This window comes from Mucilaginibacter paludis DSM 18603 (genome assembly GCF_000166195.2).
In the GTDB taxonomy this organism is placed as follows: Bacteria; Bacteroidota; Bacteroidia; order Sphingobacteriales; family Sphingobacteriaceae; genus Mucilaginibacter; species Mucilaginibacter paludis.
The window spans coordinates 3957239-3969530 of the sequence record NZ_CM001403.1; the positions used below are offsets into that span (position 1 = coordinate 3957239).

14 protein-coding genes are annotated in these 12292 nt (G+C 45.0%); all 14 read left to right on the forward strand.

Annotated elements, in window-relative coordinates; all coding sequences use genetic code 11:
* Position 1: 1 nt before the first annotated feature.
* The 14 genes from MUCPA_RS16770 to MUCPA_RS16830 all read left to right on the forward strand — a co-directional run bounded on the left by MUCPA_RS16770 (position 2) and on the right by MUCPA_RS16830 (position 12227).
* The gene (locus MUCPA_RS16770; RefSeq protein WP_008507983.1) at positions 2-1582 is read left to right on the forward strand and encodes a hypothetical protein; all 1581 of its coding nucleotides are present in this window, start codon (positions 2-4) and stop codon (positions 1580-1582) included.
* A 241-nt stretch (positions 1583-1823) separates the two neighbouring features.
* The gene (locus tag MUCPA_RS16775) at positions 1824-2486 is read left to right on the forward strand and encodes a hypothetical protein (RefSeq protein WP_008507984.1); all 663 of its coding nucleotides are present in this window, start codon (positions 1824-1826) and stop codon (positions 2484-2486) included.
* A gap of 144 nt (positions 2487-2630) precedes the next feature.
* Complete coding sequence (locus MUCPA_RS16780; RefSeq protein WP_008507985.1) at positions 2631-4016, forward strand: DUF5689 domain-containing protein; 1386 nt, start codon at positions 2631-2633, stop codon at positions 4014-4016.
* A gap of 12 nt (positions 4017-4028) precedes the next feature.
* Positions 4029-4343, forward strand: a complete 315-nt coding sequence (locus MUCPA_RS16785) for a hypothetical protein (RefSeq protein ID WP_008507986.1) — start codon at positions 4029-4031, stop codon at positions 4341-4343.
* 69 nt (positions 4344-4412) lie between these two features.
* Positions 4413-4649 (forward strand): hypothetical protein, encoded by a 237-nt coding sequence (locus tag MUCPA_RS16790; RefSeq protein ID WP_008507987.1) that lies wholly within the window; start codon positions 4413-4415, stop codon positions 4647-4649.
* 38 nt (positions 4650-4687) lie between these two features.
* Positions 4688-4810, forward strand: coding sequence for a hypothetical protein (locus MUCPA_RS39270; protein ID WP_008507988.1), 123 nt, complete (start codon positions 4688-4690; stop codon positions 4808-4810).
* Positions 4811-5081: 271 nt separating this feature from the next.
* Positions 5082-5660: a GNAT family N-acetyltransferase gene (locus MUCPA_RS16795; protein ID WP_008507989.1), complete on the forward strand. Its 579-nt coding sequence runs from the start codon at positions 5082-5084 to the stop codon at positions 5658-5660.
* Between the two features lie 11 nt (positions 5661-5671).
* Entirely contained in the window at positions 5672-6589 is a 918-nt protein-coding gene (locus tag MUCPA_RS16800) for a helix-turn-helix domain-containing protein (RefSeq protein ID WP_008507990.1), read from the forward strand.
* 258 nt (positions 6590-6847) lie between these two features.
* Positions 6848-7753, forward strand: a complete 906-nt coding sequence (locus tag MUCPA_RS16805) for an RteC domain-containing protein (protein WP_008507992.1) — start codon at positions 6848-6850, stop codon at positions 7751-7753.
* A gap of 153 nt (positions 7754-7906) precedes the next feature.
* Positions 7907-8551 carry a hypothetical protein gene (locus MUCPA_RS16810; RefSeq protein ID WP_008507994.1) on the forward strand — a complete coding sequence of 215 codons (645 nt, stop codon included), beginning with the start codon at positions 7907-7909 and terminating at the stop codon, positions 8549-8551.
* 86 nt (positions 8552-8637) lie between these two features.
* The gene (locus MUCPA_RS16815) at positions 8638-8970 is read left to right on the forward strand and encodes a DUF4134 domain-containing protein (RefSeq protein WP_008507997.1); all 333 of its coding nucleotides are present in this window, start codon (positions 8638-8640) and stop codon (positions 8968-8970) included.
* 53 nt (positions 8971-9023) lie between these two features.
* Positions 9024-9392 (forward strand): DUF4133 domain-containing protein, encoded by a 369-nt coding sequence (locus MUCPA_RS16820; protein WP_008507998.1) that lies wholly within the window; start codon positions 9024-9026, stop codon positions 9390-9392.
* Complete coding sequence (locus MUCPA_RS16825; protein ID WP_008508000.1) at positions 9379-11835, forward strand: TraG family conjugative transposon ATPase; 2457 nt, start codon at positions 9379-9381, stop codon at positions 11833-11835. Before MUCPA_RS16820 ends, MUCPA_RS16825 begins: the two co-directional genes overlap by 14 nt.
* Positions 11836-11846: 11 nt before the next feature.
* A complete protein-coding gene (locus MUCPA_RS16830) occupies positions 11847-12227 on the forward strand; it encodes a hypothetical protein (protein WP_008508002.1) in 381 nt (126 codons plus the stop codon).
* Positions 12228-12292: the final 65 nt, after the last annotated feature.

The following is a 12292-nucleotide window of genomic DNA, read 5'->3' on the forward strand; positions in this document are numbered from 1 at the left end:
AATGATATATAAATTCAAAAAATCAAGTCAGATCGTACTTATCCTGATGCTTATATCCGCTTTAGCTGCATGTAAGAAATCACAGGATTTTTATCAAAAGTTGGTAGACATGCCAGAAGTAGTGAACAACTATAACAAGGCATACGAGGTAGACAGTACAATGGTTATTACCGGAAGACTAAATCCGGAGAAAGGCCTTAAAATTGAGATCGGCGGTATTGAGGCAAAAATTGTAAGCCTGAAAAAAGTAACCGTTGGGGGAACGCAGTCGGACCCGTATGAAGGCGACCAGGCGACGATCACCATTACCAGTGCGATGGGAATTGGCGAAAATAGGCCGGTTAAGGTTACTTCTGCCGGTAATACAATTGATTGCCCGTCTATCGAGATCTTGTCTCCGGGAGTTATTGCTGCTCAATTAAAGCTGCAAAGCCACTTTGTTCCGCAAGCTAATGATGTTGTTTTGTATTGCCTGAACGGCAAAGGGAGCGTTTATGTTTATTCGAACGCCAGAGGACAGATCGTTAAAATCGATAAATCTGCAAATGTTCAAACGGTAGCCAATACGGCGAACTTTAGTGACGCAGACGGCCCGTTCGCCATCGCCGGTTTTAATTCGGGTGGAACTGATCCCCAGGAATCCAGTTTGTATTTCTCGGCCCTGACCACGGACGGTTCGGCCAACAGTAGCGCCAGCTATATCTATCGGCTCTGTAAAATTGACTTAAAAACCAAAACCATCACGACGTTAAATAAAACGCTTTATCCAAAATCAATGGCATTACCGGTTATTCCCACTGCTCTGCCGTTAGAGGGAACAATAAACCATGTTAACCTGATGGACGTTTCAGGAATTTATCCCGACAGTAAGGGCAATGTCTACCTAAGGCTTGGTAAAACTATCATCAGTGGAGGTTACGCATTTGCCAATAACTACGCGACTGCATTGTTAAATAGTAACGGTTCAATAAAGTATCTGTTTAAAACAACCCTTGCGCCTAATTATGATTCTAACCTGCAAACTGAATATAACGCCTCAATCCTTAAAATTCCTGGTACTGGCATTATTTATAATCAGGGTAATATCATGCCGGACGAACAGCGGATGTATTGTTACGCACTTGCTCCTTCGGGCAATATAAATGCCTTAACCGATATTTTACAGTACGACCTGGAGAACAATGTGACCTTATATAAATACTCAAAATTAAACATGCCGCCTAATAATGATAAACCCTATATAGCTGGGGTGTTCAATACACTAACGGCCGTGTATAATGCCGGTTCATTCGATACCCCCGACCTTTTTGGTTTTATGCCTTTACCGGGAGGGCGCATACTAATCTACTACTATCAACAAAGAGCGGCTTCATTTTCCGATCATCGTTTTCCAGCATTTGGCACAATGGATTTTATAAAAAAACGTGGCGACCGTTATGCGCCAGGTGCCGTTGAAACAGGTAGTTACAAAATGTTCAGCGGTGATTCGGGTCAGGATCAGTTGCTGAATTATGATGAAGAAGGTATGATTTACAGCACCGCCAACAATAAAACCGTAATCGTAAAAACTGTAGAAAAATGATCAGAAATATTAAATCGATATTTATTTGCAGCCTTCTGCCAATCTTATTGGTAGTATCCTGCAAAAAAGAGGTAAAAGAAATTTTGCCGGGAAATATAAGCGGAGGCGTAAACTTCTACAATGGTTCAGAAGTATTGAACAGCCGCCAATCTTTGCGGAAAAACAACTTGGTATTTATTAACGATAGCGTTCCTAATGGCCCATTTCGCCTTTTTCCTAAGTATCAGGATAAACCAGCGATTTGCGGCAATACCCATATAATGCCACAGGCACTATATTTCCTAATCCCGGCTTTGTACCTACAGGTTACCAGTATATGTATTACATGCCCGTTGCTTTGGGTAATTATAAATTCATTTTTTCAGGCACGGACAAAGTATTTCTTAAAGACATACAAACGACTTTAGTTGCAAGGAATGAGTTACAATCATTTTACCTTGTCGAAAGCCCGGATGCTGTGGATGCTTACCGGATCGTAAAGGTACCGGAAGAATATCAGGGCACTCCCGGAAAAGTCAGGATCAGGATTGTCCATTTAGGAAGTGATAGTCAAAATTTGATGGTTAAACAGTTGGATGCGACAGGAAATCTCAAAACAGCCGGGCTGCCACAAGACCTTGCATTTGGTTCTTTTTCCGGTTATACGGAGATTGACACCGTGGGCGCAGCCAGAAATTCAGGTAACGTCATTCTGAAAATAAGTGAAACGAATGCTCCGAACAATGTGATTCTTTCGGCAGCAGTACCAGCCGAACCTAACGGTTCTTTCGTCGTGTTAATTCAAGGCTTTAGGCAGACAACATCAAGACGGATACTTACCGGCCATAATGCCGATGGTAGCCCTGTATATGAAACTTTAACTGTTCAGCCCAACTTCCGGGCCAATCTTAGGCGGAGCTATTAAGCCTATGGATCAATAAAAAAGTAGAAATAAGACATAAATAAAGATGCCGGAGAGGTATGCTTAGGCTATGCCTTTGTCAAAAAAAAGAATAACAATTAAAAACACATAAAAACCGGCCGGTAAAAGGGCCATAAAACAAAAACAATGAAAACGAAAATTACTTTTAGAGCCGCCGGGCTGGTTTTATTACTGGCTTTGGGCATGACCTCGTGTAAAAAGAACAATGGAAACGATAATACCGCGCCGGTTCCGGTAGATAATATCGCTGTCTCCGATCTGAAAAAGTTAAGTACTGCCGCATCGGTAACTGTGCCGGATGGCAGAAAGATCAAGGGTATTGTTATTTCGGACGCCTCAGCCAAAAACATCGATGCCAAAAGTATCGTGTTACAGGAAGCGACTGATAAACCCGGTATCATCATTAATTTCGATGGCGCGCACAACTTCGCTTTAAACGACGAAGTAGAGGTTACGATCTCGAAACAGCAGTTAAGCCAGGTAAATGGCGAGATCATACTTGACAAGATCCCGGTTGCTAACGCTAAAAAAACCGGAACGGGAGCCATTACTGCCAAAGTGACTACGGCGGCTGATCTGGTAACCAATCAAACCGCCTGGAACGGTATGTTAGTGAGCCTGCCTGTTGACGGGTTAACAGGTGGTAATGGAAAGTTTACAGGCAATCTGGTAGTTCAAAAAGGTAACCAAATATTCGGTTCGAAAGTTCTTTCCGGAGCAACCTTTGAAAACACAGATTACCCGGTTAGCGTAAGTAATATCACTGGTATTTTGCGGATAGACGGAAGCAATCTTAGGGTAGACATCAGAACTACGGCAGACCTCGCATCCGGCCCGTATTCACGTATCGTAACTGAAGATTTCCAAAACTTGAAAAAAGTTAGCGATGGGTCAGCCATCGTGGTCCCATCTACAGCTAATGCGCCGTTCACTACGGCTGTAGGACAATGGTTGTCAACCGTCCAATCATTTAATTTCTACCCTGGCGCGACCTATGATGCAACTTTCACTACACCGACGAGAACTTATCTATATGCATTCAATACCAGTGTAAATACCACAGGTGCAAGTTTGCGATCAAACTTCACAAACAACCAGGGACTTAAAAAGGTAGCGATCTCGTTTGCTGCAACCTCTGCCGAAAAAGTGGTTACTGTACTTAGTCAAAGAGAATATGCATTTACATTTGGTACTACAGATTCAGTAAAGATAGCCGTACTGCCCATTTTGCCTGATAACATGCCTTTAATAGATGCTGGCGATAACATGAGCTACGACGCCGTTAAACCCATTCTGGCACTTTCTCCAGCTTATAATCAAAAAGGCAAGTTCTTTACCTTTGAATATACAATACCGACTAAAGACGAACTGATTGCGAAAGGTGTGAGTGCTGACAGGGCGACTGCCTTTATAGCTAATCCTCAGTTCCGGATCTACAACGCATCACGGCCATTTACAGGAAGCCCAAATGCCGCCCCGATACTATTTGATAAGATCGTATTCTACTATTAACAACAGGCATTTATGCAGGGCATCTCAAAATCGAGGCATGTGCATTTGATGGATGCCCTGCTTCAGTTGGAACAGCTTTTAGGTAAAGAATGCGAATGTTTGCAGCAGGCGACGGAATATCGGGTGGAACTGGAAAGTATGCACAGTAACTATGAACGATTGCTGGAAGAATTGGCTCGGCAAATCACAAATTATGAGGTGATGTACAGCCATGTTAAAATTCAGTTCCTGGGCAAAAAGCTGAAAGAACTGAAAAAAGAAATTTCGGTGGAGATGCCGGGTTTCCCGGTGCTGGTGCAAAACATCCGCTTAGCTTATGGTACTTAGCCGAAACTTGAATATATAATTGTGATCAAGGGCAGCGCAGCAATGCCTGCCCTTTTTAAAAGTATGATTATGCAAAGCACCTATATCGCCGTTTCGATTTTACTGGTTCTGGACATCGCGGTTTTACTTCTGGCCCGCTGGTTTGACAGGCGGTATTACGTACCCTTTTTAGAAATGGTAATGAAACAAAAGAAAGAGCCGATTGACAACCCTAACCTGATACCATTAGGTATAGTTGCCGCAGGTGGCGGCTTATTCATCTATACCCTGATTGGTTTTGCCTGGGTATGTTTAGGGCATAAATAAGATAAACGCAATTAATGCCGTTACAATAAAGCTAAACTATGGAAACTGCAACGATAATCGGTTTTGGAATGTTGATCGTTTTTTTGATCGGTGTCATTATCGCCATCATCAATGACACCCGGAGGGAAAAACGTTTTTGGGATGATTGGAAAAAAGAATAGCACTATTAAAAACACAGCAATTATTAATTAAATGCCTATGATGCAATTTTACAATTTAAACTATAACAAAATATACACATTCTGCGTCTACACGCTTCCTGTCTGAGAAAACGACTAAATTTTTGAATAAAAAACAGGAGCAAGTTTACGCCTGCGAAAGTGCGGGCTGGCTTGTTCTGTTTTTTGGGTATTTAGTCGTACCTCTCAGACGGTTCAGGTCATTCCCGCGCTTTCGCATTTAACTGACCTAAACCTTTTATTTGAGAAGCCTATGATATGTGCAAAAAGAACCGATAAGCTGCTGGTAACCGACCTGTTATCCGCTGCCTTTAATGACAATTTAAGTGTGAACTTTATCGCCCGCCAAGACGAAAAGCGCAAACAGCGCATCCATGCGCTGATGGACTATTCTTTTGAGGTCTGCTATCGCTTTGGCATGGTCTGGCTGTCCGAAGATCGAAAAGCCTGCGCATTGGTGCTGTATCCTCACCAAAAGAAAACTGATTTATCGGTCATTTGGCTGGACTTGATGCTGATCTTTAAAGCCATCGGTTTAGGTGGCATCAAAAAAGCGTTCGACCGTGAAGCAAAGATAAAAGCCAAACAGCCAAACGAGCCGATGGTTTATTTATGGTTTATCGGCGTCAGTCCGCTTTATCAGCACCAGGGCACAGGCAGCCGGTTATTAAAACAGGTCATAGCCGCTGCAAAGCTGCAAAATCTGCCCGTTTTCCTCGAAACATCCACTGAACGCAACCTGCCCTGGTATAAAAAATATGGGTTTGTTGAATACGACACACTGGAGTTGACCTATACCCTGCATTTCCTGAAACATGAACATATTAAATAAGGAGGCTATATATGTTGGTTTTTGGAACACAGGTACATATCGTTACCTTCCTTTTTATGATTGCCGAGGGGATTTTGTTTTTGATCGAATCGGTCATTTATGCCATCGCACCCGATAAAAGGCGTGGCTGGTATCTGGTACTGCTGACCCTATTACTGCTTTACAACGTTACCGGGGGATTATTTCCCGATCCCAAGATCAATATCTCCATCTCTTTGCAGGAAATGATCGCCTACGGTACCGGCTTTTTAATGGCATCCTATTTTCCCTTTTACTTTTACAAAGCCTTTGACCTCAAATCGCTGCGCTGGCATGCGCTGTTTGGGGTGCCTTTATTCCTAATGCTGCCCTACCTGCTGTTTTTCGTGATCATGTACGCGATCAACGAGGATTTGGAGAAAGATATTCGCTATGGTGTAATTGCGCCTTTTATTTATTCATTAGTTTTGCTTTGGGTGATGTTACGCGCCATCCGTAAACATTACAGGGAAAACCGCGACCGAAGTTACTATATCGAAGAACTGGCGGTCTACTGCGCAGTATCGCCCTGGGCGGCCATGACCGTGCTTTCATGGTTCCAGGTTTCCCAACTAACCGAGGTGCTCTGTACAAATACTGGCTTTTTATTTATTTCCGCCATGTTTATCCGCAGATCGATCTTGCTGCACCGCCTGGAGAAACGCCTTTATTGGGGCCAGGCCCCTTTTCAGAACGATCTGGTAAAAGTGGAAGCAAACTGCAAACGCCACAACCTGACCCGAAAGGAAACCGAAATTTCCGGCATGGTCTGCCAGGGCATGATCTACCGGGACATTGCCGATAAGCTGTTTATCTCCCCGCGAACGGTAGATAAGCATATCGAAAATATCTTTGAAAAGGTGGGCGTAACCAACCGGGTTGAACTCGCCCGCAAATTAAACGGACTTTAAGTTTCAGTTAATTAAAATGACATGGTTAATCAATAGTTTATATTCGATTAATTACAAATACGTGCCTTTCACATAATAAAATACGTACCATCACTTATTTAAATAATACAATTTGCGTAGCACATTTGCCTTCAGCCGGTCGATACGAAACCGGTTAAAGGAGGACAGATATGGAACATTGATACACATTCGCTGCTTTGTTGAAACTGCCGCTCGGTCGCGGTGGTCAAAGGGCGATTTTACCAAATGTGTTGATCTATGCTACAAGTGTTGGCGAAGCAGGAATACCTGCGTATGGAGGATGGTTTACAACAGGTTGCCAAAAACCAAACCGATCCTTTCAAACGGATGACCGCGGCCATGCGGTTAATTCGCGACAGTCTGAACGAATTGTCCAAACTGCTTGAAGAGCATCCTTTTGAGGACAAAAAGGAAGAAGCTCATTTCTTTAAATTCACCAAGCCTCAATTCTACGCGCATTATATTTTCGAGGTGGCGCTGTTCAATTTGCGTTCAGGGCTGCCGGGCGGAGATGTTGAGCAGTTGCGGGCGCACTACTTGGATGAGCTCCGCTTTATACAGCGGGAACTCCGGCAGCATGCCTTTCTTTACCAGTATTACCGCCTGGGTGCGGATGATCTGGACGAGCTTTATTTTGTGCGCGGCGTAGAGGTACAAAGCGTACTGATACCCGAAGTGCCGGAGTTGGATAAAACCTTCTCCACCAGCGGTGATTACCTGTTTGCCAAATTCAAGGCTTTTGAAATGTTGCAGGAGCATATCGCTCACGCCTTGGCCAATATCGGCAAACCCGAAAGGACGGTCTATCTCCGGCCCGGTGGCAGGCGGCAGCCGCTGAAATGGACAGGCGAACAGATCAACGCGGTAGAATTGGGCTACGGATTGTGGGTTTCCGAGCAGCTTAACGGCGGTGAAGCCGCGCTGGCCGATATTATGTACTGGCTCAGCGAGAGCCTGGACGTCGACCTTAGCAAACATACCACCCGCTTCGAGGAAATTAAGGAGCGGAAAATCCTGAGCCCGACCCGCTTTTTCGACGGGGTACGGGAATCGGTACGCCGCTATATCGACGACCTGAACGGTTTGCAGCCCATGAAACGCCGCCGGGCCAAACGGTCAAACACCAGGTCCAAACAATCATAGTGGAAAAAGTGATTTTTCAACCGGTTAAAAGACAGTTGGTTACACGCAAACTTTCGGAAGCGTTTTAGACTGCCATTCCGGGGAGGCTGGCCGGGCCAATTTTGCTTTTACAAAACCTGCCGCAATGGTGCGGCAGGTTTAAAAAGCAGATCTATGTTACATCAAATCACTTGGCAAGCTTACCTGCTGTTTATAGCGGCGGCCTTGCTGATCTATTACGCCATCATCTGGCTGACCTTTTACCGGGGTAAAACGGGCAAATTGCTGAACCGCCGAAACACTTTGAAACCACAGCCGGAAACTGATGAAATACCGGAAGATGACGGTCTGTTAGGCGAAGCCGCCGAAGAATACGGGGTCAGCACCGCAGGAAGTGACGATCTGTTTTTCGGGCCGAATGAACCGGAGGAAACTGACTTGGAGGAAGATCGAAATTTTGAAAAGGATGACGATAAGGAAGAACAAAGACCTTCCTTGCCCGGAGAAACTGAAACCAATGCAGACGAACAGGAATTATTGCAGGCCGAACTACCTGACCTGCTGGAAGATGTGAAGGCCGTATTTCATTATTTCGGCAAACATGAACCCGGAGAACGTGATCGCTTTGTCAATAAAGTAATTGGCGCGATCATGTCTTACAGGCGACTGGTTGACAGCGAATTGCTCCCGATGATCTTAGCGGATATCTCCGAGCGGGCGCTTTCGGAACTGGAGTTTGATGTCAGTGTGACGGAACTGGCCGACAAACTGACCAGGAGCCGGGATCATTATAAAGCAACATTTGGCGCTAAACGCTGAAGGAACAGTTACTCATTCATTTCTCAAAAATTACATCATGAAAAGCCCCGCAGGGTTCTTTCATACCCAAAAAAACAGATCATAACATGAAAAATCACATCCCATATACCCCGAAACAACAGGCTTTATTAAAAACATTAATGTTCGCTGTCCTACTGGTAACAATCAATTATTGTTTCGGGCAGGACGGCAACGCGGGCATTACTTCGGCAACCACACAGGTCAAAGGTTACTTTGACAGCGGCTGTAACCTGATGTATGCCATAGGCGCAGTGGTCGGCATAATAGGTGCAATTAAAGTATTCAATAAGTGGAATGCCGGGGAGCCGGACACCAACAAGGTAGCCGCTGCATGGTTCGGCTCTTGTATTTTTTTAGTCGTCGTGGCAACCGTACTTAAATCATTCTTTGGACTATAAACAATTAAAAGTAGTCTCCCCCTACCGGGGGAGATTTAGAGGGGAACCAGCTTATGAGCAGCGTATATCAGATCAATAAAGGCATTAATAAAGCGATAGAATTTCGGGGCCTGAAAGCGCAGTACATCGGCTACCTGGCCGCTGGCCTGGTCGGCTTGTTGCTGATGTATGCAGTCTTGTATATCAGCGGGGTGAATACCTGGATTTGCCTGATCCTGATCGGCGGCGCAGGCACGGGCTTAATAACGACCATTTTCCGCTTAAGCCATAAGTACGGACAATACGGGCTACAAAAGAAAAATGCCAAACGCAGCCTGCCGGACTACTTGAAATTCCGGTCAAGAAAACTATTTATTCATTTAAAATATACAAGTCCCTCTCCTTTGGGGAGGGATTTAGGGAGGGGCTATGATAAATATTGAAGATATATTGCCGGTATATAAAGTTGAAAATAAAGCTATCCTGTCCAGGCGGGGAGATATTACGATCATCTATAAACTGGGGCTGCCCGATATTTTCACCCAGTCAGGCCAGGAATACGAAGCCCTGCATCATGCCTGGATCAAAGCGATCAAAGTACTGCCACGCCATAGTATTGTGCATAAACGGGATATTTTTATCAGGGCGGGTTATCATGGAAAACCGGGCCAATCCGCCAGCTTCTTAGCTGAAGCCAGCGAAGCGTACTTTGAGGGTCGCCCTTACCTGGAGCATACCTGTTATATCCTGCTCACCATACAGCCAGGTAACCGCAAGGCAGCCAGCAGCGGCTATTCAGGTTTAATGCGTAAGTCGCCGGTTCCGGGGCAGGCTCTGAACGAGCAGCTTTACAGCGACTTTATGGAAAAAGCCGGGGCCTTTGAGCGCATTTTAACCGATAGTGGTTTTATAAGTATGCAGCGCCTGACCGATGATGAACTGGCCGGAACAAAATCCCAGTCTGGGATCATTGAGCAGTATTGCTTTTTACAAGGTGAAAACGAAAGGCCCGTAATTAAAGATGTTCACCTAAAAGACGAGATCAGGATCGGCGATAACCATTGCCAGTTATTTACCCTTTCGGATGTAGAGGACCTGCCATCGCTTTGCGGCAGCCGGGTCAACTACGACAAATACAGCACCGATAAAACCAAATTCAGTATCGGCTTTGCATCGCCTTTAGGTTTATTACTGGACTGTAACCACATCTATAACCAGTTCATCTTTATCGGTGATGCGCAGAAAACGCTTAAAGGGTTAGAGAAAAAGCGATTAAGGCTGCAATCCCTGTCTGCTTATTCGCGGGAAAACGCTATTGCAAGGGATGCGACAAGCGACTTTCTGAACGAAGCCATAGCCGAGCAACGATTGCCTGTTAAGGCCCACTTTAATGTGATGACCTGGACAAGCGACCCGAAGCAGATACAGGAGATCAGGAACAAGGTAGGTTCCGCAATGGCGCAGATGGATGCGTCGGGTAAGCAGGAAACCGACGGTGCACCTCAGATCTGGTGGGCAGGCTTGCCCGGCAATGCTGCCGACTTTCCGATGAATGATACGTTTGATACTTTCTTAGAACAGGCTACCTGCTTTTTAAACCTCGAAAGTAACTACCGCAGTGCACAAAGCGGCTTTGGCATCCGTTTAGGCGACCGGCTATCCGGCAAACCCGTCCGGGCTGACATTTCCGATGAGCCGATGAAGAAAGGCTTTATTACCAACCGTAACAAGATGATCTTAGGCCCATCAGGTTCGGGTAAATCTTTCTTTACCAATCACATGGTCAATTCCTATTATGAACAAGGTTCGCACATCGTTTTGGTGGATGTAGGCCATAGCTACAAAGGGCTCTGCGACCTGGTTGGCGGCTATTACTTTACTTACGAGGAAAACAACCCGATCCGCTTTAATCCTTTTTATATCGCTAAGGGCGAGGTACTGGACATTGAGAAAAAGGAAAGTTTGAAAACGTTGCTTTTAGCCTTATGGAAAAAGGAGAACGAGAACTTTGCAAGGTCTGAATATGTGGCGATCTCCAATGCCATTACGCTGTATTACCGGCATTTGGCCAAACACCCGAATATCTTTCCCGGCTTTAATTCTTTCTATGATTTCTTAATGGAAGAATATTTAGTGGTGTTGGAAAACGGCAAGGTCAAGGAAAAGGATTTTGACATCGCGAACCTGCTGTATGTGCTCAATCCCTACTATAAAGGCGGCGAATTTGATTATTTGCTGAACGCAACGGAGAACCTTGACCTGCTGAATGAACGCTTCATTGTGTTCGAGTTAGACAATATCAAGAGCCACGAAATTTTGTTCCCGGTGGTGACGATCATCATTATGGAGGTATTCATTTCCAAGATGCGAAAGCTGCCGAAGAACGTCCGGAAAGTGATCTTGATAGAGGAAGCGTGGAAAGCTATTGCCAAAGACGGCATGGCCGAGTACATCAAATATTTGTTCAAAACCGTGCGTAAATTCTTTGGCGAAGCCATTGTCGTAACGCAGGAAGTCGAAGATATTTTAAGCAGCCCGATCATCAAACAGGCTATCGTTAATAACAGCGATTGCAAGATCCTATTAGACCAAAGCAAGTACCAGAACAAATTTGACGATGTGCAGGAACTGTTGGGCCTCACCGAAAAAGAAAAGGCACTTATCCTTAGTATGAATAAGGCCAACCACCCTTCCTACAAGTACAAAGAAGTATTTATCAGCCTGGGCGGGCAAAGCTCTAAAGTGTACCGCACCGAGGTATCACCATCTGAATATTACGCCTATACCACCGAAGCAGCCGAGAAAGCAAAAGTGCTGGAATATGCGGAGCGGTATGGTAGTATGGGAAAAGGGATTGCCGCGATGGTAAACAAACAATCAAACTAAATAGCAGCAATATGAAAAACTACATTTTTTTAATGGTCATAGCGGTTTTAGGATTAGCCGCCTGCCATAGCGGAAACAGCAGCAGTACAAAGGACTTTATACCCGGCACCTATGTCAGCCAGGCCCGCAGCGAGTACAGCATCGCCAACGATACGCTGGTGATCGAGGCAGGTAAAAATACCGAGAACATTTACCTGATTACCCGCAAGACCGGCTACCGCCGTATTACCGATGGTAAACTCCAGCCTTTGCAGCACCAGGTTAAACATTGGTCGGGCGAATGGGATGAGCAGAAGCAAATTTTACAGATCATGCAGACCGGTAATTTCCTGCTATTCTATCCCGACAAAGGCAGTTTGCTCAATGGCAGCACCGAATACGGCAAGTTGTAATTGCCCCTAACCACCTAAAGGGGGATTAAGGAACTGCCTGAATAATTAACAAGCATTTATTAACC

What these genes read in the sequence shown, in the direction of transcription:
- MUCPA_RS16770 (WP_008507983.1), top strand. Translation starts at nt 2, where the DNA reads ATGATATATAAATTCAAAAAATCAAGTCAGATCGTACTTATCCTGATG.
- MUCPA_RS16785 (WP_008507986.1), top strand. Translation starts at nt 4,029, where the DNA reads ATGCAGGGCATCTCAAAATCGAGGCATGTGCATTTGATGGATGCCCTG.
- MUCPA_RS16825 (WP_008508000.1), top strand. Translation starts at nt 9,379, where the DNA reads ATGATAAATATTGAAGATATATTGCCGGTATATAAAGTTGAAAATAAA.
- MUCPA_RS16790 (WP_008507987.1), top strand. Translation starts at nt 4,413, where the DNA reads ATGCAAAGCACCTATATCGCCGTTTCGATTTTACTGGTTCTGGACATC.
- MUCPA_RS16780 (WP_008507985.1), top strand. Translation starts at nt 2,631, where the DNA reads ATGAAAACGAAAATTACTTTTAGAGCCGCCGGGCTGGTTTTATTACTG.
- MUCPA_RS16810 (WP_008507994.1), top strand. Translation starts at nt 7,907, where the DNA reads ATGTTACATCAAATCACTTGGCAAGCTTACCTGCTGTTTATAGCGGCG.
- MUCPA_RS16800 (WP_008507990.1), top strand. Translation starts at nt 5,672, where the DNA reads ATGTTGGTTTTTGGAACACAGGTACATATCGTTACCTTCCTTTTTATG.
- MUCPA_RS39270 (WP_008507988.1), top strand. Translation starts at nt 4,688, where the DNA reads ATGGAAACTGCAACGATAATCGGTTTTGGAATGTTGATCGTTTTTTTG.
- MUCPA_RS16830 (WP_008508002.1), top strand. Translation starts at nt 11,847, where the DNA reads ATGAAAAACTACATTTTTTTAATGGTCATAGCGGTTTTAGGATTAGCC.
- MUCPA_RS16820 (WP_008507998.1), top strand. Translation starts at nt 9,024, where the DNA reads ATGAGCAGCGTATATCAGATCAATAAAGGCATTAATAAAGCGATAGAA.
- MUCPA_RS16795 (WP_008507989.1), top strand. Translation starts at nt 5,082, where the DNA reads ATGATATGTGCAAAAAGAACCGATAAGCTGCTGGTAACCGACCTGTTA.
- MUCPA_RS16815 (WP_008507997.1), top strand. Translation starts at nt 8,638, where the DNA reads ATGAAAAATCACATCCCATATACCCCGAAACAACAGGCTTTATTAAAA.
- MUCPA_RS16805 (WP_008507992.1), top strand. Translation starts at nt 6,848, where the DNA reads ATGCTACAAGTGTTGGCGAAGCAGGAATACCTGCGTATGGAGGATGGT.